The organism is Nostoc sp. (assembly GCF_036917465.1).
Classification (GTDB): Bacteria; Cyanobacteriota; Cyanobacteriia; order Cyanobacteriales; family Nostocaceae; genus Nostoc.
The window spans coordinates 305000-328548 of record NZ_JBALDL010000091.1 but is presented as its reverse complement, the minus strand read 5'-3'; the positions used below and the strand labels follow the sequence as shown (position 1 = coordinate 328548).

At 40.6% G+C, this 23549-nt stretch carries 22 protein-coding genes, 2 tRNA genes, 3 pseudogenes and 1 other annotated feature; of the genes and pseudogenes, 19 read left to right on the top strand and 8 right to left on the bottom strand.

Annotated features, from left to right (window positions below):
- The first annotated feature begins 466 nt into the window (after positions 1-466).
- Positions 467-1807: an efflux RND transporter permease subunit gene (locus V7K38_RS25240; protein ID WP_334861760.1), complete on the top strand. Its 1341-nt coding sequence runs from the start codon at positions 467-469 to the stop codon at positions 1805-1807.
- 468 nt (positions 1808-2275) lie between these two features.
- Positions 2276-2935, top strand: a complete 660-nt coding sequence (locus V7K38_RS25235) for a hypothetical protein (protein ID WP_334861758.1) — start codon at positions 2276-2278, stop codon at positions 2933-2935.
- Positions 2936-2988: 53 nt separating this feature from the next.
- Here the strand turns inward: V7K38_RS25235 and V7K38_RS25230 are convergent, their stop codons facing one another.
- A complete protein-coding gene (locus V7K38_RS25230; RefSeq protein WP_334861756.1) occupies positions 2989-4035 on the bottom strand; it encodes a glycosyltransferase family 4 protein in 1047 nt (348 codons plus the stop codon).
- 398 nt (positions 4036-4433) lie between these two features.
- Complete coding sequence (locus V7K38_RS25225) at positions 4434-5378, bottom strand: glycosyltransferase family 2 protein (RefSeq protein ID WP_334861754.1); 945 nt, start codon at positions 5376-5378, stop codon at positions 4434-4436.
- Between the two features lie 159 nt (positions 5379-5537).
- On the opposite strand from V7K38_RS25225, the gene rplS reads away from it, so the two are divergent.
- The 9 genes from rplS to V7K38_RS25180 all read left to right on the top strand — a co-directional run bounded on the left by rplS (position 5538) and on the right by V7K38_RS25180 (position 10909).
- Entirely contained in the window at positions 5538-5900 is a 363-nt protein-coding gene (gene rplS / locus V7K38_RS25220; protein ID WP_334861752.1) for a 50S ribosomal protein L19, read from the top strand.
- Positions 5901-6046: 146 nt separating this feature from the next.
- Positions 6047-6119: transfer RNA gene (locus V7K38_RS25215), tRNA-Trp, on the top strand.
- A 265-nt stretch (positions 6120-6384) separates the two neighbouring features.
- Entirely contained in the window at positions 6385-6606 is a 222-nt protein-coding gene (secE, locus tag V7K38_RS25210; RefSeq protein ID WP_094331819.1) for a preprotein translocase subunit SecE, read from the top strand.
- A complete protein-coding gene (gene nusG, locus V7K38_RS25205; RefSeq protein ID WP_334861750.1) occupies positions 6606-7247 on the top strand; it encodes a transcription termination/antitermination protein NusG in 642 nt (213 codons plus the stop codon). The genes secE and nusG overlap by 1 nt, the downstream gene beginning before the upstream one ends.
- A gap of 6 nt (positions 7248-7253) precedes the next feature.
- Positions 7254-7679 carry a 50S ribosomal protein L11 gene (gene rplK, locus V7K38_RS25200; protein ID WP_334861748.1) on the top strand — a complete coding sequence of 142 codons (426 nt, stop codon included), beginning with the start codon at positions 7254-7256 and terminating at the stop codon, positions 7677-7679.
- A gap of 116 nt (positions 7680-7795) precedes the next feature.
- A complete protein-coding gene (gene rplA / locus V7K38_RS25195) occupies positions 7796-8509 on the top strand; it encodes a 50S ribosomal protein L1 (protein ID WP_334861746.1) in 714 nt (237 codons plus the stop codon).
- An 85-nt stretch (positions 8510-8594) separates the two neighbouring features.
- Positions 8595-8763, top strand: a sequence feature (ribosomal protein L10 leader region).
- Between the two features lie 62 nt (positions 8764-8825).
- The gene (rplJ, locus tag V7K38_RS25190) at positions 8826-9440 is read left to right on the top strand and encodes a 50S ribosomal protein L10 (protein WP_334861744.1); all 615 of its coding nucleotides are present in this window, start codon (positions 8826-8828) and stop codon (positions 9438-9440) included.
- Between the two features lie 72 nt (positions 9441-9512).
- Positions 9513-9905, top strand: coding sequence for a 50S ribosomal protein L7/L12 (rplL, locus tag V7K38_RS25185; protein ID WP_334861742.1), 393 nt, complete (start codon positions 9513-9515; stop codon positions 9903-9905).
- A gap of 86 nt (positions 9906-9991) precedes the next feature.
- On the top strand, positions 9992-10909 hold the full coding sequence (locus V7K38_RS25180; protein ID WP_334861740.1) for a sulfate ABC transporter substrate-binding protein: 918 nt from the start codon (positions 9992-9994) through the stop codon (positions 10907-10909).
- Between the two features lie 135 nt (positions 10910-11044).
- On the opposite strand, the gene V7K38_RS25175 is transcribed toward V7K38_RS25180, so the two are convergent.
- From V7K38_RS25175 to V7K38_RS25165, 3 genes are all read right to left on the bottom strand, one after another.
- Entirely contained in the window at positions 11045-12451 is a 1407-nt protein-coding gene (locus V7K38_RS25175) for a lysophospholipid acyltransferase family protein (RefSeq protein ID WP_334861738.1), read from the bottom strand.
- A 110-nt stretch (positions 12452-12561) separates the two neighbouring features.
- Positions 12562-13008: a DUF2127 domain-containing protein gene (locus V7K38_RS25170; protein ID WP_334861736.1), complete on the bottom strand. Its 447-nt coding sequence runs from the start codon at positions 13006-13008 to the stop codon at positions 12562-12564.
- A gap of 393 nt (positions 13009-13401) precedes the next feature.
- A tRNA-Ala gene (locus V7K38_RS25165) sits at positions 13402-13474 on the bottom strand.
- 71 nt (positions 13475-13545) lie between these two features.
- Here V7K38_RS25165 and trhO point away from each other — a divergent pair.
- Positions 13546-14469 (top strand): oxygen-dependent tRNA uridine(34) hydroxylase TrhO, encoded by a 924-nt coding sequence (gene trhO, locus V7K38_RS25160; RefSeq protein WP_334861734.1) that lies wholly within the window; start codon positions 13546-13548, stop codon positions 14467-14469.
- A 67-nt stretch (positions 14470-14536) separates the two neighbouring features.
- Here the strand turns inward: trhO and V7K38_RS25155 are convergent.
- Positions 14537-14833 (bottom strand): annotated as a pseudogene (locus tag V7K38_RS25155) (histidine kinase dimerization/phosphoacceptor domain -containing protein); the annotation flags it as partial.
- A 252-nt stretch (positions 14834-15085) separates the two neighbouring features.
- On the opposite strand from V7K38_RS25155, the gene V7K38_RS25150 reads away from it, so the two are divergent.
- The 7 genes and pseudogenes from V7K38_RS25150 to V7K38_RS25120 all read left to right on the top strand — a co-directional run bounded on the left by V7K38_RS25150 (position 15086) and on the right by V7K38_RS25120 (position 20463).
- Positions 15086-15283 (top strand): hypothetical protein, encoded by a 198-nt coding sequence (locus tag V7K38_RS25150; protein WP_334861732.1) that lies wholly within the window; start codon positions 15086-15088, stop codon positions 15281-15283.
- Between the two features lie 409 nt (positions 15284-15692).
- On the top strand, positions 15693-16022 hold the full coding sequence (locus tag V7K38_RS25145) for a hypothetical protein (RefSeq protein WP_334861730.1): 330 nt from the start codon (positions 15693-15695) through the stop codon (positions 16020-16022).
- 53 nt (positions 16023-16075) lie between these two features.
- On the top strand, positions 16076-16624 hold the full coding sequence (locus tag V7K38_RS25140; protein ID WP_334861728.1) for a GIY-YIG nuclease family protein: 549 nt from the start codon (positions 16076-16078) through the stop codon (positions 16622-16624).
- An 80-nt stretch (positions 16625-16704) separates the two neighbouring features.
- A pseudogene (locus V7K38_RS25135) lies at positions 16705-17730 on the top strand (YARHG domain-containing protein); the annotation flags it as partial.
- A gap of 839 nt (positions 17731-18569) precedes the next feature.
- Entirely contained in the window at positions 18570-18929 is a 360-nt protein-coding gene (locus V7K38_RS25130) for a Mo-dependent nitrogenase C-terminal domain-containing protein (protein ID WP_334861726.1), read from the top strand.
- Between the two features lie 22 nt (positions 18930-18951).
- Positions 18952-19225: pseudogene (locus tag V7K38_RS25125) on the top strand (cupin domain-containing protein).
- An 866-nt stretch (positions 19226-20091) separates the two neighbouring features.
- On the top strand, positions 20092-20463 hold the full coding sequence (locus V7K38_RS25120; protein WP_334861783.1) for a four-helix bundle copper-binding protein: 372 nt from the start codon (positions 20092-20094) through the stop codon (positions 20461-20463).
- Positions 20464-20584: 121 nt separating this feature from the next.
- On the opposite strand, the gene modB is transcribed toward V7K38_RS25120, so the two are convergent.
- A complete protein-coding gene (gene modB / locus V7K38_RS25115) occupies positions 20585-22381 on the bottom strand; it encodes a molybdate ABC transporter permease subunit (RefSeq protein WP_334861723.1) in 1797 nt (598 codons plus the stop codon).
- A 162-nt stretch (positions 22382-22543) separates the two neighbouring features.
- Positions 22544-23443: a class I SAM-dependent methyltransferase gene (locus tag V7K38_RS25110; RefSeq protein ID WP_334861721.1), complete on the bottom strand. Its 900-nt coding sequence runs from the start codon at positions 23441-23443 to the stop codon at positions 22544-22546.
- Positions 23444-23549: the final 106 nt, after the last annotated feature.

The window sequence follows — 23549 nt, the reverse complement described above, 5'->3', positions numbered from 1 at the left end:
GGATAGTGTTAAATTAGGGGGCATCGAACCCCCTAATTTAACCGTGCTTACATCCCCGCCCACGAGGGGACGGGGTTTTACACACGTTCAATAAATCAAGTCCTAATATAAAAACAAAAGCGATTGATCGTTGTAATAGCGCTCAAATTATGATGTGGAGCAAAAAAGTTTCATATCTTTAGAAAAAACTAGGTTTCTCCTATAGGTAGATTCCAGAAAACTGAAAAATATTTATACTAAGTTTATAATTTGTTAACTGCAAGAAGATTATCTACCTACCTCTGCGTAAGAAGTAGAGCGGTGAGAAGTTTTAGACTTTTGTGGGAAAACAGTACTTTTTGATGCCAAAAATTACTGTCACACAGCTTATGCATTCTCGCCGTTTTTTGTTAATGATATCTCTAAAAATTACTTGGTAATAACACGGCTGTTTAACCCCAAAAGCTCCCCAATAGGAGAAAAGTAAATGATTTTGGACACAAATAAGCCGCACAAACAGGTGAAAATGAAAGATCCCGTAGTCGCTAACCAACTAATTAATAGCCAGTTAGATGCAGTTGTGAAGAGCGAGGTGGCTACCGCAGATTTCAAGAGTAGACTTATTGCAAACAGTATTTGTTCAACAGGTGGAAAAGGGAAAGGAGAAAATTACTTCCTTTGCTCCACTTATGTAAGAAGTTTATTAATGTCTTGTTTGGTAGCTATTGGACTGCTGACGGCAAGTTGTGGCTCGTCGCCCAAAGAATCAGCAGATGCAGAATCTCAGAGTCCTGGTAATAAGGAAGGTAGTCGTGTAACACCTGTAGATGTGGTGATCGCTCGAACTGAGTTGCTGGAAAAACAACTAGAATACATAGGTAATACAACACCCTTCCGTATTGTATCACTGCGATCGCAAGTAGAAGGTCGCTTGTTGGCTTTGAACCTGGATGTGGGCGATACAGTAAAGCTTGGGCAAAACGTCGGGCAGTTAGATGATGCCATACTTTCGACCGGATTAAAGCAAGCAGAAGCTGAACTAGCAGCCCTGAAATCAGAAGTAGCTAGGGCAAATAATCAGGTAAGTAATGCCCGTGCTGACGTTGAAAAGGCACGGTTAGAGGTTCTGCAAGCTCAGGCAGATTCAGAACGGCAACAGAGGTTGTTTAAAGCCGGAGCGATCGCAGAAGTCAACGAGGTACTCAAGGATGTAGACTTACCTGATGGCGTTTCAATTGTGCCTAGTTCTGCCCAAGAAACTAATCAGCAACTTCAAGATGCTTTAAAAACTTTGGGGGCGTTGGCAACGTTCTTAATCTTTGTAGTTATGGCGGTGCAATACAATTCGCTAATTGACCCATTGGTAATTCTGTTCACCATCCCACTGGCGTTAGCTGGAGGAATTTTTGGACTTTACATTACCAAAACTGCGATCGGCGCAACTGTAATTGTTGGTGTCGTGCTGCTGGTGGGAATTGTTGTGAATGCGGGAATTCTCATGGTAGAACTTGCGAATCAAATTCGGGATGAAGAAGGTTGTAGTCGCCAAATTGCGATCGTGAAAGCTGCTCCCCAACGCTTGCGCCCGATTATCATGACCACAGTCACCACTATCTTGGGACTGTTCCCCTTAGCATTAGGTATTGGGGAAGGTTCTGAGTTTTTGCAGCCTTTAGGGATTGTAGTTTTCTTTGGGATGGCGATCTCTACAATGCTGACATTATTTATCATCCCCTGTTTTTATATTCTGCTGCACGATTTGCTGGGTGGAAATTGGGCAAAGCCAGTGTTTATCAGGTTACGTAGATTTACGAAAAAATTGATTTGAATCCCTGATAAGCTGTTGCGTATTTAATTTGTATATGCGACGCGGGCAATTCGTGCCGAACTACAATACCCTGTCCTGACTTTAATCCCTCTTCTTACCAAGGAGAGGGACAGGTTTTGCGTAGCAGAACCAGGGTGAGGTTTCAACTTTGTGTATACCATAGGTGGGGAGAGGCACACTGAGGATATAAATCACATTTCTCAAATAACATATTGCTGAATTTGTCAACGCATAAGTTATAACTGAGATTTTTTATAAAGATTGCGTGAAATTACTAGTTATTGTGATAGAGCTTTACAAGAATTGCTTTATAAATCAACATACGAGTATATGTAAACTCACTGAGCAGGCACACATTAACTGCTATTTATCTAGCAAGTATATAGCAGTTCAAAGGTGAGGTTTTGCTGTTTGATTTAACCCACCCGGCATAGCATTTTCTCAACCAATATCGAAGAGGACAGAAATATGACAATAGTAACCAAAATAGCCTTATCTCTTCTAGGAGCAGTAGGAATTAGTTTTTTGTCTTTGACACCAGCGAGAGCCGTTATCTTGGTAGAATCCATTGTGACGACTCAAGATCCAGACATACTCAACACTAAAAGCCCAAGAATTCTTACAGATTATCAACCAGGGCAAGTAATAGAATATGGTGTTCCAGATGTAGCTAATAACTTTCTAAATAACACTGGGTACGATATAGAAAGCTTAGTCTTTGATTTAAAAACGCTGTCCTATAGTAATACTGATTCTACTCCAGCATATAATAATGAGCCTGTGGAGTGGGGAGATGTTAATGGAGATGGAAAAATTGGTTACTCTAATAACCCCAATCTAAAGGATATTTTTACAGACATTACCATCAGTGGCAGTACTATTACTTTTAGTGGTGGCGTAATTCCAAACGGAAGCCTCTTTTACAATCCCTTCGCTACCCTACCAAATCTAGCACCAGGCGCTGGAATCATTCCACCAGTGCCATCAGATAAAGCAGATAAGGATGGGCCTATTAGAGTCGCTGCTTATTATACCGCCATTCCTGAGTCAACTAACGTTTTGGGTATAGTAGCCTTTGGTGCTTTAGGTGTAGCTTTAAAATTAAAGCGATCGCTACATGGTTATTAGGGACTAGGGACTGGGGACTGGGGACTGGGGAAAGTAGCAATTCCCAATTCCCTTTAATCACAATAGACTGCCAATGTTTCCTGATGAACGCGGGCAACACTCAACCATTCGAGGTTTTGATTTGCCCGATTTTTCCACTCATGCAGCATATCGGCATTACTGAGTAATTGGACTAAAACCCCAGCTAAAGCCTTACTATCTTTTGCTGGCACTAAAAGACCTGCTTGCCCATTGTCTAAAGCTTCAGGAATCCCATCTACTTGAGTGCCAACGATCGCGATTCCAGCTTCCCTAGCTTCGGAAAGTACCAAAGGGCAAGGATCTCGATGGGAAGCTAACACAAATATGTCACAAGATATCAGGTAGCGTTGAGGTTCCGGCTGGAAGCCTTCAAAATGAATCCGTTCTTTTACAGAAGTTGCCTGTGCTTGTGCCTCAAATAGCTGTTTATCAGGGCCATTGCCTACCAAATAAAGGTGTGCTTGGGGAAAATCTGGGGCAATTTGTTCAAAGGCAGCGATTAACTCAGCAATACCTTTGCGTTGATACATTCCGGCTACAGTAGCGATCGCTGGACGTTGTAACTCTAAAGGTTGATAATCTTGTATTTGCCGGGTGCGAGGACTGCCCAAAGTTCCATTGCATACTACCCGCAACTTGTCTTCTGGGATACCCCGCTTTTCCATAGAATCTCGCACCGCTTTGCTAACGGCAATTACTCTGTCAGCTAAACCCATCAGCACACTAGAACGCTGAAATTCGTTATGGACTGTGGAAACTAAAGTATATTTATTGCCTTTAAAAATGCGTGCTAAAATTACTCCCGTCATCATGTGAGCATGAACGATATCCGGCTGAAATTCTGCTGCGATCGCCCGGTAACGTACAGCCGCTTTGATAATACTTCTCGGTTTTCTAGTTTGGTCTAGTTGGTAGTGTTTGACACCATATATATTTAGTAATTTTTCGTATTCACCACCAGCAGAAATAACCGCTACCTCATAGCCAGATTTTGCCTGTAAACAAGCCAGATCCACAGCCACATTTACAATACCGTTACCTATTTCTTGAACGTGGTTCAAAATATGTATGATTCGCATAATCTTTGATATATGTATAAAAAATAAAGATAAGTAATAAGTGTAAATCAACATAATTCTTGAGGTATTTAGCAACAACTCAAGATTAGTCAGCAGCGCGAAAAATTGACTAATAGCGCTTCTAACTACTTACTTAGCTTTAAAGATTTATTCAATAACGGCTCAATAAATCGGGGAAAAATTCCAAAATTCTGAAACCTGAAGTAGATAGGCAATGCAGCATTAGAATCTGGAAGTCCGTATAAGTGATATGGAAGTGACTCTACCGTGGAATGCCAAGCCTTACCAGATTGAAGGAGGCAGGAGTCTTTGTAGTAAGCACTTTAGTGCTTATAAAATTAAGTGATAAAGTCCTTACTACGAAATTACTGAACTATCAATTTAAATTTTACACAGTACTAAGACTCAATCAATACAAGTTTACGAACCTCAGAATTTTGTCCCTGAGAACGGCGTGATGAGGCAGCAGTTAGCAAAAACTTCCAAGAGTTAGGAGAAAGTATAGAAGAATCTATCATTGAAACAAAGCTCTTGAGATTTTTTTGCTTCAGTGATACTAAAATCCAATGGAGTTTCAGGTAATTTTTTATATCTTGAAATCCGGGAATCTTTGAGCGATGTTGCTCATTTACCAGGGCGTAAATTTTTTCCTTCATCAAAATATTTGTCGCCAACCGCCGAGACAAAGAAAACTTTTGATTATACGCACCAGTCCAGATAGTGCGGTAAGCAAGACACTGGTTGAAGAAAATGGCATCGCCAAACTGGGCAATCCGAATCCACGAATCGATGTCATCACAGTTAGCATCAAGGGTGGAGTCCCAACCACCAGTTTGTAGAAAAGCATCACGACGGCAAGCTACTTGTACAGGTGTGCCAAAGGGTACAAGCTCTAATAGCATACCGTAGTGAATATCGGCTTGGGGGATATAAAAAGCTAAACCAGGGCCTACTTGTGGGGTGCGACTGAGTTCAACTTCATTACCATCCACCTGAGCCGCCACACAAGAGCAGATTACAGCATCGGGACGAAGTGCGATCGCTTTAGCCATCTCTTCTATGCAATTAGGCGCTAAATAGTCGTCATCATCCAAAAACTTAATCCAGTCGCCGCTAGCTTTGGCAACTCCAGCATTTACCGTTGCTGCATGGCCAAGGTTAACTTCATTCCGATGGTAAACAACCTTATCCCCTAAGCTTTTGAGATAGGTTTGGGTATCATCAGAAGAACAGTCATCGGCAACAACCACCTCACACTCAATGGTTTGGTTCCAAGCCGACTCAATTGCTCTTTTCAGCAAGTTCAAGCGATTATAAGTACTGATGACGACGCTAAATTTCATAAATTTCCACCTGTGGTACAGCATTTTGCAATATAGCTTCGATCTATCGGGTCTTGTCTCAGTAAAATTCTCAATCTCTAATAAGTAGAAGTAGACTGAAATAGGATTATCGATTTATGATTGATGATCGTGGGTTTTTTTTAAGCAGACAGAAAGACTATGAACGCTCAAGAGATTATCCGCTCCATTGAAGCGGAACACATAAAATCTAATCTGCCCGACATTTATGTGGGCGATACAGTAAAAGTAGGAGTGAAAATTAAAGAAGGCGAAAAATTCCGGGTACAACCCTACGAAGGAGTAGTCATTGCCAAACGCAATGGTGGCATCAACGAAACTATTACAGTCCGTAAGGTTTTTCAAGGTGTAGGTGTTGAGCGCGTATTTTTGTTGCATTCTCCCCGCATTGACAGCATCAAAGTATTACGTCGCGGTAAAGTCCGCCGTGCTAAACTTTATTATCTCCGCGATCGCGTAGGTAAGGCAACCCGGATTAAGCAACGGTTTGACCGCCCTTTGTGATTCAAACTTCTTTCATTATGGGAGAAATCTCAAGCGGCATCTGCCGCTAACTTGTTTTATCAACGAAATTGAAGTATGATAGAAATCGCTTGTTGCGTTAAACTAAAATTTAGTTCAGCGCAATGACTGAATAAAAAACAGCTTGTGCGCTCTTAGTTCAGTTGGTAGAACGCAGGTCTCCAAAACCTGATGTCGGGGGTTCAAGTCCTCCAGGGCGCGCTCAAGAGCAAAAAACAAAGCCCGAAATAATTACGCAGTTGCTAATTCAGCAGCTAGCGATAATAATTTCGGGTAAACTTATTGTATTTGCAGTTGTTTTGCTTTCAGTTAACTAAGTAAAATAGAGTCGAAACTGCAAAACTGGATAACCGAATTTTAGATTTCTTCTCAATCCAAAATCTGAAATTGATTACTTTGGACTGAAATGGAATAAATCTAAAATCCAAAATCCAAAATTGACTAAGAAACCGGGGGATAAACCGTCGTGGCTAAAAAAAGTGAAGCAGAATTGCCAGAAACTACAAATGGGTTTAGCTTAGGCAACTTCATACAGGGAACCAAAGAAGAACTTGACAAAGTAGTTTGGCCCAGTCGTAAACAGATAGTGAGCGAATCAGCTGCTGTGTTGTTAATGGTGGCACTCTCCGCATCTTTGATATACTTGGTCGATGGATTGTTTGGTTGGGCAGCAAAACAGGTGTTCTGATGACTTTTGCAACAGACGAACCTCGCAACTCCACGTTGCAGTCGGAGGAAACAACAGAAACAGCAGAAGCAGCGTCAAAAGAAGCACGCTGGTATGCTGTGCAAGTAGCTTCAGGCTGTGAAAAGCGTGTAAAGACTAACTTGGAGCAACGCATTCAAACTTTTGATGTAGCGGACAAAATTATCCAAGTAGAAATTCCGCAAACGCCGGCGGTGAAAATCCGCAAAGACGGCAGTCGCCAGCATACAGAAGAAAAAGTTTTTCCTGGTTATGTGTTGGTGCGGATGATGATGGATGATGATACCTGGCAGGTGGTACGAAACACCTCTCATGTAATTAACTTTGTCGGCTCAGAACAAAAACGTGGTAGCAGCAAGGGTCGCGGTCATGTCCACCCCATACCACTGAGTGGTTCAGAAGTTGAACGCATATTCAAACAAACCAGCGAACAAGAAGCTGTTGTCAAAATTGACATGGCTACTGGTGATAAGATAATGGTGCTTTCTGGGCCATTTAAAGACTTTGAAGGCGAGGTAATTGAAGTGTCTCCAGAACGGAGTAAACTTAAAGCCTTGCTCTCAATTTTCGGCAGGGATACACCAGTAGAACTGGAATTTAATCAGGTAGAGAAACAGAGTTAAATACAAATGGCGAAGAAAGTAGTGGCGGTCATTAAACTGGCCCTGAATGCTGGAAAAGCCAACCCAGCACCACCAGTCGGGCCCGCCTTGGGTCAACATGGTGTTAACATCATGATGTTCTGCAAAGAGTACAACGCCAAAACAGCAGACCAAGCTGGAATGGTGATACCTGTAGAAATTTCGGTTTTTGAAGACCGGAGTTTTACATTTGTACTCAAAACGCCACCAGCATCAGTGCTGATTCGGAAAGCAGCGAAAGTTGAAAAAGGCTCGAATGAACCCAACAAAAAGAAGGTTGGGTCAATAACTAAAGCACAATTGCAAGAAATAGCCCAAACCAAACTCCCCGACCTCAATGCCAACGACATCGACGCGGCAATGAAGATTGTGGGAGGAACGGCTAAGAATATGGGTATAACAGTCACGGATTAGTCATTGGTCATTGGTCATTAGTCATTGGTAACTGACGAAAGACAAAGGACAAAGGACAAATAACTAAAAATTATCGGGGGAGAGGCGAAGCTTCGGAATTACCCCAGGAGAAAAAAATGGTAAAAATATCGCGTCGTTTGCAGACGCTGCAAGCAAAAGTAGAAGAGAAGGATTATCATCCTTTAGAGGCTTTAGCCCTTCTTAAAGACACAGCAACAGCTAAATTTGTTGAAGCTGCCGAAGCCCATATCCGATTGGGAATTGACCCCAAATATACAGACCAACAGTTGCGGACAACGGTAGCACTGCCTAAAGGTACAGGACAAATCGTTCGCGTGGCAGTGATAGCCAGAGGCGAAAAAGTAAACGAAGCGAGCAACGCTGGTGCTGATATAGTCGGTTCAGAAGAACTGATTGACGAAATCCAGAAAGGTAGAATGGATTTTGACAAGCTGATTGCCACGCCCGATGTGATGCCACAAGTGGCAAAGTTGGGTAAGCTGCTTGGGCCGCGTGGTTTGATGCCATCGCCCAAAGGTGGAACCGTAACATTTGATTTAGCAGGTGCGATCGCAGAATTCAAAGCTGGTAAACTAGAATTCCGAGCCGACCGAACTGGTATTGTCCATGTTATGTTTGGTAAGACAACCTTCTCGCCTGAAGATTTGTTAGTCAACCTGAAGGCATTGCAGGAGACGATTGACCGTAACCGTCCTTCAGGAGCTAAAGGTCGTTATTGGCGCACATTTTATGTGTCAGCCACAATGGGGCCATCAATTAAAATTGATGTCACCGCCCTACGAGATTTAAAACTGAGCGAAGCAGCTTAAAAAGGACTGGCGACTGGGGACTGGGGACTGGAGACTGGGTAATACCCAATTTTCATCATTTAACCCAATACCCAATCACCAGTACTTAATTAAATAGGCAAAGCCGAAGACAGCAGGTGCTAATAGCTTAAATATCCTGCCGAGGTTAAAACTCTAATTGTCAAAATTACCACCCCGAAAGGTGTGATAACTATGGCATCACGAGTCTTAATACTCAACCCCGGCTAAATTAGTCGGGGTTTGTTGTTTGGGTTCAGGTTTAGAAGAAACGTACAAGTAGGGCAATCACCGATTGTTTTAAGGAGGTGAGATTGGAATGGGTAGAACACTAGAAAATAAAAAAGAGATAGTAGCTGACCTCAAAGAAACTTTGAGTAATTCAACTCTGGCACTGGTAATTGACTATCAGGGGCTAACAGTTTCGGAAATCACAGACTTACGGCGGCGGCTACGTCCCAGTGGCACCGTTTGTAAGGTGACAAAGAACACCCTGATGGGCATTGCCATTAAAGGTAATGAAAAATGGCAGCCTTTGTCAGAATTGCTCAATGGTTCTTCCGCTTTTTTGCTGGTAAAAGAAGATTTTTCATCGGCAATTAAGGCATACCAAGAATTCCAAAAAGTCACCAAGAAGACAGAACTTCGCGGTGGTGTCCTGGAAGGTCGCCTACTCAAAGAACCTGATGTCAAGATACTGGGAGACTTGCCATCTAAGGAACAACTTATCGCGCAAATTGCTGGAGCTATCAACGCCTTGGCTACCAAGATTGCTGTGGGTATCAACGAAGTTCCTGGTTCACTGGCTCGTGCTTTACAGGCTGTGGCCGACCAAGAGCAAAGTGGTGGTAGCACCGAAACTGCTGCTGTCCAAGATAGCAGTGCCGAAACCGCAACTGTTGCTGATAGCAGCACTGAAACTGCTGCTGAATAGACTTCGTGGTTCATCAGTCAATAGTCAAAAGCTAATGACTAATAAATAATCAAAATTACAGGAGTTATATCAATGTCTGCTGCAACCGATCAAATTTTAGAAGACCTAAAAAAACTGTCTTTGCTAGAAGCTTCTGAGCTAGTCAAGCAAATTGAAGAAGCTTTTGGCGTGAGTGCTGCTGCACCCGTTGGTGGCATGATGATGATGCCTGGTGGTGGTGGTGCTGCTCCTGCTGAAGAAGCTGTTGAGCAAACCGAGTTTGAAGTAATTCTTGATTCAGTCCCAGCTGATAAAAAGATTGCCGTGCTGAAGATTGTCCGGGAATTGACCGGTTTGGGTCTGAAAGAAGCGAAAGACTTGGTAGAAGCTGCGCCCAAGGCAGTTAAAGAAGGTATTGCTAAGGATGCTGCTGAAGATGCTAAGAAGCGCATCGAAGAAGCTGGCGGTAAGGTGACTATCAAGTAGTCACAATTCTATTACTAGTTTTTATTAAGGAGCCTGAGTCAGGCTCCTTTTTTTTCATATCAAGTTAATATAGTACTTTTGTTCTGATGAACGTAAATTTTATTTTCGAGTTTTGCATTTGGAGTCCGCAGATCATTCCTAAATTTATCAAGCAGTGGAAGAAAGAACATAACCAAAACATCACTTTCAATCAAAGCTATGATGGCTCAGGTTCGCAGACTATTGCGGTAATTGACGGTAAGGAAGCTGACGTAGTACACCTGTCACTTGCGCTGGACATTAATAAACTTGTTGAGGCAGGTTTTATTCAACCGGGTTGGGAAAAAGAAGCGCCTAACAATGCAATTGTTACCAAATCTCTAGATGCGATCGCCATTCGTGAAGGTAATCCCAAAAATATCAAAACGTGGGCAGATTTGGCACGAGATGGCGTAAATGTGGTTACACCTGACCCCAGAAGCTCTGGCGGCGCTCGCTGGAACTTTCTTAGTCTTTGGGGTTCTGTGACAAAAACTGGTGGAAATGAAAATCAAGCAATAGACTTTATTTCCAAGGTCTATAAAAATGCACCTTTGTTACCTAAAACAGCTCGAAATGCCACTGAACTGTTTTTCAACGATAATAAAGGTGATGTTTTGCTCAATTACGAAAACGAGATGATTTTGCTAGCAAAAAATGGCAAAAAAATCTCATACGTTGTCCCCGATGTAAATATCTCCATCGAAAATCCTGTTGCTGTTGTAGATAAAAATGTCGATAAACATGGGACTCGCGCAATTGCTGAAGCATTTGTTAAATTTATTTACACCCCCGACTCACAACGAGAGTTTACTAAATTAGGATTTCGTCCCGTTGACTTAACTGTTACAAAAGAAACAGAAGGCAATTTTCCCAAAATTAAAACTATCTTCAAAGCTGAAGATTTAGGAGGATGGAACAAGATTCAGCAAAAATTCTTTGATGAAGGTGCGATCTTTGACAAAATTCGAGCTAAAAAGTCTTAGAAGTTTTGCCAAGTAGATAGCATAATTTAGACATGTAATAAAATCCTTGTTTGTAGTGAGCGATGAATCGCTCATGTAAGGTTTATCAAAACTGAAGTCCTCACTACAAACTTGAATTGATTTACGTCTGGCTACTTAGCTAATCATCTTCTCTAAAGCGATTTGCAAATCTTTTGTTAAATCACTCACAGCTTGTCTAGATGCCTGGCGATCGCCCTGAGAATTTGACCAACGTTCTGTAACTGAAATTGGCTCTCCCACAGTAATTTGTGCTTGTCGCAAACCTAAGCGCGGTCGTCCTGGGAGTGTTGTATCCTGAATTCTAGAAAGCATATCGAATACAAGTAAAGCTGTTTCCGCAAACCGTTCCGCCGTTGGTTGTTCTTGAATATAAGTAGCTGTAACTGCAACAAAGCTTTCCACAATTCGCATGTGCCGCATTCGCAAGTCTGCTTCCTCTGCAATCCAGTCTGCCAAACCACGTTTAAACGCTGGTATAGCATTGATATCTGGCAAATCTTCTCGATAAATGTAATTCCAGCCAGCCTCTTCTAAGCGGCGACATCGGTCAATAAAATTACCCTGCGCTTGAACTCCAAAATGCTGTTCGGTAACTTGTAAAGCTTTATCCAGTAAGCAATGAAGTCGGTTAATCAACACCTGATTAGGACTAGCAGATTCATCACTTAAGATGGTTTTTGGAATGTCTTGATGATAGAAGCGACGATAAAACTCTTCCATCTCGGTAATCAGATATTCAGCTAACCTACAGAGGCGTTGATAATAAATCTCTTTTTGATCGCCCGAATCAATTTCCTTAACTGCCAAGCCGCTATCAGCTTCCAACTTACTTAAGAGCCAATCCAGCTTAGACCAAGGTGGCTCAACGTAGCGATACTGGATGGCGATCGGTACAATAATCACAGTCTCAGTCCGGTTGGCTTTATGCAAGTCTTCTGCACACCAGAACCCCATTTGAGCAACACCAGGTTCCAGTGGGCTAACAATGCCACTATGACCATTAGTACCTCCTTCGGGTGCGACTGCGATCGGTACTTTCCCATTAGCAAACAACTCTCGTGCTGTTTGAATAGCTTGCCGATCTAGTCGCCTACCGCGATGAACTGGCACACCCCCCAGCCGGGAAAACAACCAAGCTAGCCAATCTCCAGCCCAAACCGTCATTCCGCGATCGTAGAGAAAATAGCTATGAACAAGCGATCGCAGTGTAATACCTTTCTGACGAGCTACCCGTGGCACAATGTGAGAAAGCAAATACAACATACAGAGGGGATCTTCTACCTCTGGGTGACGAAATGCCAACAAAAAGCGAATTTTTCCCGCCTGGAATTGTTGATAAAGTTCAGCCAATACCTCAACATTCTTGGCTTCAACCCTGACAATACCAGCCGGTAGCCAAGGGCGAGTGCGAAATCGTAGTGCGATCGGCAATAACCACCGAACAATCTGGAGTATTGGCAGATTAAGGCGTTGGGGAATAAATTTCAGTGGTGGTTGAGTAGAGTGAATCGTTTTAGGCAAGTCGCTCTCCAGATTGTATTTCTAGCGATTGTACAACTTGGGGTCTTAGTTTGGCGTTAGATATTGCTCAGTTGTTACTTTTAACAATAGACCATATAACAGAATAAAAGTTATTTTTTATGTTTGGGAAAATTGCGGAATAGATACACAAAGACTGCTAAGTTTAATAAAAAAACCAATATCTTAAGAGGAGATATCCCCCTAATCAATTCATAAATTTCTGGTGGAATGCTGATACCGACAAGTACCAATACTAAAATATGTGCCCACCGTTTTTCATACCACAAACCAACAGCTTCAATACCAGTTACAATAGCATATATTCCTGCGCCAACGCCGCTAAATGCCAGAGTTCTGGGATTTAAGTTGATAACTTTTTGTAAAACCCAATCAATGATTATCGATTTACCTTCTAAAACATAATCGTCTGAAAAAGCCTCTAGATTTTGATAATTTTTTAACGTCAATAATAAAGCGATCGAAGTAACCATAAGCAGCAAGGCCGTAAATGATTTGTAGAGAACAATTGCCACTAAGCCCAATGGACGCTTTTTCAAATAACCCCCTAATGTATATAGAAGTAAAATTTTGATTAACTGGCTCTTAATGATGCCAACTAAGATGCCTATTGTAGCAGTACTTTATCCGACTATCTTAGCCCAAAGATTTATCTAACTAAGTACGACTTTGAATATTAGGGCAATTGGATGCAACACCAACTTATCTATCCCTTAACTGCTTGACTAGTACAGCACAGCGTAAATAAACCACCCATTCCAAATCAAGAGAACGCTCACCCTGTATTCATTTTGAATTTTGAATTTTGAATTCCGCCTTGCGGTACTAGCATGTGCTATAACCCATTCTGTAGTAGAGAATGGGGTTTTGATTTAGGGATGTTTGCTTTGAGATATTCAAAGCGATCGCACATTTATCAAAATTAGATCCAATGGAGGTTAGCGGACTCGAACCGCTGACATCCTGCTTGCAAAGCAGGCGCTCTACCAACTGAGCTAAACCCCCATAAAATTAAAATAGTCGGTAACTTTGGTTGCCGTTGTTATTCTAACTTATATTGTTCCATTACTAAAGGGATGAAGCCAGAAAATATCCAAGTTGTTGCAGCACTGTATAAATTCGTCAAGCTGCCAGATTTTGCCGAGAAACGATATCCTCTACTGTCTTACTGCCAAGAGCAAGGTGTCAAGGGGACAATTTTGCTGGCACAAGAAGGCATTAACGGTACAATTGCGGGTTCGCGTCAGGCGATTGATTCTGTTCTCTGTTTTCTGCGTACTGACCCCCGTTTAGCAGACCTAGAATACAAAGAGTCCCATGCTGAAACCCCACCCTTTGAGCGGATGAAGGTGCGGTTGAAGCCAGAAATTGTCACTTTGGGATTGCCTGAAATAGATCCAAATGAGCAAGTTGGCACTTATGTCAGTCCCCAGGAATGGAATGATTTGATTAGCGATCCTGAAGTAACCGTGATTGACACCCGCAATGATTATGAGGTGAATATCGGTACTTTTCAAGGGGCAGAAAATCCTCAAACTGGCTCATTCCGAGAATTTCCCGATTATGTGCTACGCCACCTCGACCCAACTAAACATAAAAAAGTTGCTCTGTTTTGTACTGGCGGCATTCGCTGTGAAAAAGCTTCATCCTTCATGCTTGCCCAAGGCTTTGCAGAGGTCTATCATCTCAAGGGCGGAATTCTCAAGTATTTGAAAGAAGTTCCAGCAGAGAAAAGTTTATGGGAAGGAGAATGTTTTGTCTTTGACGAGCGGGTAGCCGTTAGTCATGGGCTGGAGAAAGGGAGTTCTGAGCGATGCTTCAGTTGTGGGTATGCAATTTCTGAGGAAGATAAGGTATCTGACAAGTACGAGGAAGGTATCTCCTGTGCTTATTGTTTTGATAGCCTCACCGAAGAAAAAAGAGTGCGTCAACAGAAAAAATGGCGGCACTACCAAACCCAAGTTGCTAATTCTAAAAATCGGAATGTTAGTAACCTATAACTACTTTTCATAACCGAGATAAAAGAAGTTTACTCCTCAAAATTTGGGGTTTTTTAGGAGTAAACTAATTTTTATGAATTAGAGATATTGACTCAATTCGGTTTTGACTTTCTCGAAGAACTTTGATCGCTTCTGGATCTTTGAGTGTTTGAGACTGGAGTTGCAATAGGCTGGAGACTATTTGTAAATTATTTTTAACTCGATGATGGACTTCTTTTAACAGGATTTCTTTTTCAGCTAAGGCATGTCTTAACTTTACTTCAGCTTTTTGTCTTTGAACTAGTTCAGTTTGAGCTTGCTCAAAGATGCTGGATTGTTGAATTGCGATCGCTAATTGCACTGTCAGTTGATCGAGCAAGTTAACTGACTCTGGATTTTTGTCAGGATCTATGAGTCATAAGCTATTCCACAGTGAAATTGCATAAGCTGGGCGCTCATATTGCCCACCTTACAAGACTTATGTTTAATTCGATTATGTAAATTAGATATTGTTTGGCTTACCAAACAATACTTTCGATAGAGGGGCGAATCAGTGATAACTATATTCTAGATAGATGCACTCATACTCCTGATTTTTCTAAGATAATCCCAACAATGAAAGATTAGGAATGTAGTCATGGCTGAAGAACAAAAACAAAAATCTAACCAAGAAAGCACACCTAGTGCTTCTGGTGGCTACCAAACCCCCATCGACGAAAAAATCCGCAAAACTGGCGATGCCGAAAAGAGTGATGCTAAACCCACCGCTACACCAGAAGCACCAGGAGAGGATTCTGTAGCAGGTAGCCCCAATCAGGGAACAGAGTCACGCTAATTGGTTTGAACTTTTCCCAGTTCCAATAATCTAATTGGGTTTTTTAGTAACGCGCATTTAGTAAACTTTGAGTGGATAGTTGTGGTTTAAATCACGATTATCTACTTATTTTTTTGTGTAAGAATCGTTTCTAGGGAGGATGGAGGTTGATGGAGTAAGTAGACATTGCTTTTATATAATGTCCAATGTATTAAATTATACCCTAAAAATTCCTTGCTTGTATTTAGTGAATAGCTGAATTTTGTCAGCACAGCTTAAAGGACAAATCAGCTATCCCTGAAATCTGCTAAACTTCATGATTCTTAATCCTGTTAGCTTTCTCTTCTGGCTGACAGAAGTCACACAATCCAATAGGCTGATCTTAAAGTGGTAATTTTTCACTTGCCGTTAATAACTATCCATACAGAAAATGTCCCTGAAAATCGTTCAAGACTTTGATGGCAGTTTCACACTTGAAACACAAGCTCAAGAAACTCTATTTAATTTATTGACAAGCGTTGCTTTCATAGATCAAATTTGTCAACAGTTGCAGTGTGAGCAAGTTAAATTTACAGAATTACTTTTTCAACCAGTTCCTTACAGCTTAACTACTGCTAAAGGAATGCCAGCAGAATTTGAAAAATATCATGAGTCTGATGAATATGCCATCATTAACGTACCACCAAATTTTATGTTTAGTGCTAAAATTTTCAAACCCAGTCGCCTTTGTGCAATTTATCAAAAATTTGGCAATGGTTAATTTTTAAGATCATTTTTCGCTAATAGGCAAATACTAAACTTGATATTTGATGTATGACTTTTGAAACTAATCTTTCTTCTTTGGCAACCCTAGAATATATTCCTTACATTGATGATTCTGGTCAATTACCCGAACAATTTCAGGGCAAAATCGGGGTATATGCTATCTTTAACCAAGAAAAAACTCTGCAATTTGTAGGATATTCTCGTGATGTTTATCTCAGCCTAAAACAGCATTTAGTCCGCCAGCCACAGCATTGCTACTGGGTGAAAATTCAAACTATTGAACGCCCTAGTCGCACAATTTTAGAAAATACTGAAAATGTTTGGATTAGTGAAAATGGTAGTGTGCCTTGGGGAAATGGGGAGCAAAAGGAAAAATGGACGCATCCTATTGATGTCAAAGCGATCATGACACCTGAAGAACAGGCAAAATATCAAAATCCAGCTAATGATGAATTAGCACAAATAAAAATTATTAAAAATGTAGCGCGGAGAGTAGAAGCAGAAATTTCAACACAATTGCTAGAAGTGCGTGGTTTGCAAATACAAATTCGTTTCAATCCTAAATTGAAAGAAGAAGGTTTACTAGATTTGAAATGAAGGTTGTTTTGGGAAAACTATCTTATAAATATCGCTTATAATCTCCCATGACAATACATCTGCTGAACGATCGCTATCAAGTTGTCCGTGAACAAGATGGTAAACCAGTGCTAATTGATTTTGGTGCTGTCCGGGAATCAATGGCAACAGTGGTGAACTCTCAAGGTAATCCTACCAGTTCGATTGTAATTGGTACACCTGGCTATATGCCGAGTGAACAAGCCGCAGGTAGACCAATTTTCTCTAGTGATTTATATAGTTTAGGAATGACGGTAATTTATTTGCTGACTGGTAAACAGGCGCAACAACTAGAAACTGATTCCCAGACTGGTGAGATTATCTGGCGACAGTATGCTGGTCATGTTAGCTCAATTATGGCAGAAGCGATCGATAAAGCGATCGCTTATCATCCGCGCGATCGCTACCCCACAGCCAGAGCAATGCTGGATGCTTTGCAGAGCATAGCAAATCCAATTCCACCAACACAACCCTTTTTAAATCAACGAACTGTAGTCTCTGCACCACCAAATCGGGCAGTGCCTGTCAAACCACAGCCGACTCCTCAAAGCAAGAGTCAGAATAATATTCTTATCGGCAGTTTAATCGCAGGTGGGTTAGTTGGTGCATCTGTCATCATGAGCCAGGTGTTACCAAAATCTACTCAATCTACAGCAGACAAAACGGTGTTACCTTCAGAAACACCATCAATTATTACAAGCCCCGTAATAGAAACTCCCAAAGTTATACCAACTACCCCATTTCTTCCTGTTCAATCTACACCTTCCCCAGCTAAATCAATAGCACCACTTACCACCACATCTGTCAACACTTATTTCTGGCTTTCCCAAAGACTTGTAACTGATGCAGATTTGGATGGGAAAGATGGTTTTGAACTAGATATTATGCGAAATTCAATTTTTGCCAGTCATGGCCGCCGTTTTGATACTCCTGAATTACAATATTACTTTAATAACCAACCTTGGTATCGTCCTAAATATTCATCACAAGGATTTCCACCTAAATTGCTGTCAAAATTCGAGCAACAGAATGTAGACTATATCAACACATATCAAGACCGTTACCGCTTAAGATATTTTAAAAAATAAAATTTTTATCATTATACCATTTAAAAATATACCTAATATGAATCTGCTTAGATTTATGAATTTATTTATGTCGGTAGGTAAGGGGCAAGGGGAAAGAAGGCTTGTTGTTTGTATTGAGTTTTTTTAAATCAAATATGAGTTCTATATGTTGCTAAAGGCGTAATAGTGTAAGCCCTTATACAATTTGTATTTGAAAATGTGCCTAATTGTAGAGTCAATTCATGAATTGCCCCTACAGACAAGTGGAAACTCAGATGTAATCGGTATTATGCCCTATGCATGTATTGCAAATCTTCTTGTAAATGCTATAAGTAGTAAGTGTATTAGCTTAGGCTTATCAAACGATTTATTTCTACTTATTAGATGATATTGAGGTATATTAGTGTAAGATATCGGACAGATTACTAAATATTTAATAGCCTAAAATCATGAGATATTAGAGGCTAATCCTAGCGAAGTGTATATATAGTCAGAGCTAACCTGTTTTTTTATCTACCAAATTCCATCTCTAGATACTAGGCCGTTTCCGAACCAGGCATTTATATATAATATATAAACTTGCTATCTACAAGATTAGAAATCTATAAGTTAAAGAAATGCAATTTTTATATTTTCTTTGTTATTTTGTATTTAACGGGACAGTTCTTCCTGATTTGGTGGGTTTAAATAACAATTAGTTAAACCATTTACCTCTGAAGATGCATGTAAATTCTTTCAATTGTGCTTATTTTGTTTCTTTCTTTACAAACAAGCAAAATGCAAATTGATTAGAGAAATTAAATGGTAATATCCCAATCGGCAAATAGTTCATCTACAGAAGTAAAACCTTGCCTAAAACCATGCTTAAAACAAACAATCGGCGTATTTTTCTATCTGCTTTTATTCAACCTGTAGGACAAAATCATCAAGCAGATAGTAAAAACCAATTAGCTCAACCTAAATTAGATTTACTGCAACCATTACGCCAATGGCTGGATAAAATTGAGATTCATAATCGGAAATTAGCTAAATTTATTGCGAAACTGATCCCCGCCCAGTGTCCATTCGAGCGTGATGTCATCGTTTTTGGTCGCAAAATAGCCCATATTCCGCCAATGTGCAAGCTAAATCCGCTTTATAACGAACTTGTATACTTGCGTTTTCGCGCTTTGTGTTATCTAGTAGATCAGTGTGGAGAGGATATTCAATCCTACTGCTAAACATAACTAGATAAAGCACAATATGGAAATTAAAATTGAGCATCAACCTAACACAAGAACGCCTCAATGAATTGGGTGTCTTTAAATGGAAAATTTGGAATAAGGAAGTCTCAAAATTCCCTTGGACTTATGATTCTCAAGAAACTTGCTACATTTTGGAAGGAAATGTAATAGTTACTCCTGATGGTGGACAGCCAGTGCAAATGGGTAAAGGTGATTTGGTGATTTTTCCTGCTGGCATGTCCTGCATCTGGGAAATTACAAGTGATGTGAAAAAACATTATTACTTTGATTAACCAATCAATAGACAAAAGCGATCCCCGTCGATTTGACAACTTTTCTATTGGTTTGTTTGGTTAAGATAACTACCAAAATAGCGCTCAAATTTTTGACGCATTTGATTAAAAATATAGCTTTTCGCCACAGTAGAAGAAACATACAGCGCTTTGCAACTAAATTAAGTACATCCTTCTTTAACCCTAGTGAATGCCTTGTAGCGGGTATACCTTAATAAATTGAAATCTGCTGTAATTTTATCAGTGAGGTTGTATACAACAAGGGGCAAAATCCCCTTGTTTGACAAGCCTGATTTTGCACAATTTCAGAAATAATTGGTGTAAATGAGTTGCCGGAAAAAATTCAAGATATATGAATAAATATAATTTTAAAGTATGTAGGACTTACGCAAAACTACACGCGGTAGGGGGAATTAATGAATTCCCCCTACCGGAAACTCAAGGTTTGGGCTATTTTTTGCCTAAGTCCTGGTATGGTGCGTTAACATATCCCATAAAGTACCTGGAATTGTTGATGATCTGTGGCAACTTACTTATATTTAGATTTCTTAACATAGCTTAAAATATTAATTATCATCGGTTTACTTGACTCTAATTTGCGATCCCCGATGTAAAAGTTGACTTGCTCAATAAACCCCACTTGTGAGAGGGAGTATCTAAGCCTTAATCTGTAAGAACAACTAATAAAACAGCACTAAACTTTTGTAGAATTTCTCTCAATTCCCGGTAATTATATCGGGATAGTAGTCTTATGAATTATGAATTAAAAACTACCATTGACTCTTTAAAAGGATAGTACTAATGTTAGTAGTAGTGCTTTTAAGGACACTATTTATGCATCAACAAATCAGGAGGTATCTCAAATGATGATGATGATGATGAATGAAACTATGACTGCCGAAATGCAAGCTTGTATGGAAGTCTGTATGGACTGTCATAAAATGTGCATGGAAACCATGACTTACTGTATGGCCAAAGGTGGTATGCAGATGAACAAGAACATGATGAGCATGATGAGCATGATGCGCGATTGCTCTGAAATGTGCATGATGTGCATGAATATGATGATGAGCGGTTCTGAGTTCATGGGACGCACTTGTATGCTTTGCGCCGAAATGTGCGATCGCACTGCAATGGCCTGTGAGATGATGAGCGATGACATGAAAATGATGGAATGTGCTGCCGCTTGCCGCAAATGTGCAGAGTCTTGCAGAAGTATGCAGATGATGCCTGCTTAATTTCCCTAACTAGCAGAAGTTTCTCTGCAACCTAATATTCAAGCGCTCAGACTCTTTGGAATCTGGGCGCTTGAAGTAAGATGATTTTGAAGAATTTCCCGTGTCCTGTATATTTCTACGTTCACTCCATTAAAATTAAGCGTAGAGGATCTAAACGCACATACCAAGGAAAAGGTTGGTCTTTCATAGTCGCCCATTTTTCTTTGAAGACTTCAGCTTGCAGATGGTAATCTTGAGAATTCTTACCAGCAGAATGTAATTTGAGAAACAACGTCATTCGATGGGGCGTTTCACTGGTTCGTACTACCCAGCAGGGAAAGGTATTTTCCTGTAATGAGTCGTTGGTAAAAATGAACTGATGGGCACGAATGCCGATATGGGATAATTCGCTCTTGACTGGTTCAACTACTTGGAGACTACAACCCCAATCAATCGCTTCTACCTGTTCTGATGACTGGAGAACAGCACGTGAGAAGTTTTTGCATCCGGTAAGTTGAGCGACACTAACGGTAGCAGGATGCTGAAAAATATCATGTTTGCTGCCATGATGAATCGCTCTACCATGCTCTAATACCAACAGGTTTGGGCAAATTCGATAAGCTTCTTCCATATTATGAGTGACAAATAAAGTCACACCTTGGTAATCAGCCAGAGTTTCTGTCATTTGCTGCTCTAATTGACTACGCAAATGGGTATCAAGTGCCGAAAACGGCTCATCTAAAAGTAATGCTTCCGGTTGACTTGCCAATGCTCTTGCCAAGGCTACCCGTTGTTGTTGTCCCCCAGAAAGTTGGTGCGGATAGCGATCGCCTAATCCCTGCAACTGCATCGCTATAAGTTGCTCCTCTACTTGCACTCTAATACTTCCAGCAGATAGTTTTTTCGGTAAGCCAAAAGCAATATTTTGCGCCACACTCATGTTCGGAAAGAGGGCATAATTCTGCACCAAAAAACCGATGCGGCGATCGCGGCTGGGTAGATTAATTCCTTGTTCAGAGTCAAACAGGACTCTGCCATTTAAAACTATGCGCCCTCTTGTTGGCGTTTCTATCCCCGCAAGGCAGCGCAAAATCATGCTCTTACCTGCTCCAGAACCCCCCAATAATCCCAAAGGTTGCTCATCAGTAGTGAAAGCAACTTTTAAATCAAAGCTAGGAAGGATTTTTTCAATATTGACTAACAATCCCCCTGATTCAAAACTAGATTGCGGAGTGTAAAGAATTTCTCCCCCTGCCCCCTGCCCCCCGCCCCCTGCCTTCTTCTCCCGCAATTCTTGCCAGAAATTAACCCCAATAATTCCAGATAGAGAAATCGCCATAATTGCGATCGCCCAAAACCACGCCTCGTTCATTGCTCCCGCTTCCACAGCAAAATAAATTGCCATTGGAATTGTCTGCGTTTGTCCGGGAATATTACCAGCCAGCATTAATGTTGCACCGAATTCTCCCAAAGCACGGGCAAAAGCGAGCATTGTGGCGGCAACAATGCCGGGTACTGCTAGGGGTAAACTGATGCGCCAAAAGATTGTAGCTTCGGTTGCACCAAGGGTTCTAGCTACTCGCAGCAGATTACCATCTATTTGTTCAAAGGCTCCAAGTGCAGTTTTATACATTAATGGGAAAGAAACTACTGTGGCTGCGATCGCAGCACCATACCAAGTAAAAACGATGGTGAAGTCAAAAGTCTCCATGAGTTTCCCTACAGGGCCATTTTTGCCAAAAAATAGCAGCAACAAGAAACCGACAACTGTAGGCGGTAAAATCAAGGGTGCAATAAAGATACCCTCAATTAACGATTTACCTTTGCCACGATATCCCAACATCCAGTAGGCAGCAGCGATCCCCAAAAAGAAAGTGATAAATGTGGCAAGTAATGAAGTTTTGAGTGATATCCAAAGGGGCGATAAATCCGATGGCATAGTTGCGTAGGGAAGAATTAGCTTAAGTAATTACTAATTTACCAACTTTAATTTAAATATGTCGGTAAAAGTTGGTAAGTTACATAACAACTCCTAAAAAACAAGATCCCCGACTTCTTAGAGAAGTCGGGGATCTGATTGTTTGCGAATTATTTAAGATTGCTATAGTTGACTGCTGTAGGCACTAAAACCATAAGCCAAAGTCTCTTTTAAAGCATCTGATGGTTTAAGACTTCTGTTAATAGCATTAGCAAAAGGTACTGGAATTCCTTTAATGGTTTCCGGCAAAATTGCATATTCTTGCGTTGGTTCCACAATGTATTCTGAACACTTAGTTTGCAGACCAGCATCTGCTAACATTTCATTTATTTCAACAGCAGAATATTGCTTGAGATAAACTGGATTTCTTACAAATGGGTTTAGCTTTCTGATAAAGTTGTGGATAATATGAGAAGGACAAGATTTATTGTGAAAGGAATGATTGAAAACAAAAATTCCACCAGGTTTTAGGACGCGAGATATATCAGCCAACAAATTCCTTAATTGTGCATCGGGGATATGCATAAAGACGCAATTGGAAATTACCAAATCTATAGAATTCTCTTCTAAAGGCAAAATTTCAGCAGAAGTGCAAATCAAGTTAAATTCGGCTTCTGGAAAAAAATTATATTCTTGTTTAACCTTGATTAACCGCCGCAATAAAGGTTCAGAAATATCAATACCATAATATTTTTCGCATTTGAGATTTTTCGCTTTCGAGAGATGCAAAGGTGCGCGTCCATAACCAGAGCCAATCTCTAGAATAGAGCCAACAGATTTATTCAATGGAAATTTGTTCCACGTCCCTCCAGGTGTGCCAGTTAGCAGAGTATAATCTTGTTTTATGGGCGATGTCTCTGCAAGTTTTTCAACTTTTTGGGAACCATAATATGTTTTACCAATTGCGTCCCATGTTTTTTTATGTTGAGTATTATTCAATTCTTCATAGTCACTAGGAAAATAAATGCCATCTCGTAATTCAAAGTCATTTAGACTGAATTTTGTATTTGCTAATTGAGTCATTATGATTATTCCTCATCAATAGTTAAGTCTGTTTTCTGTTATACTCGTAACTCAGCATTAACCGCAAGGGATTTTTACTGAACTGCATTCCAACCAAAACCGCGAT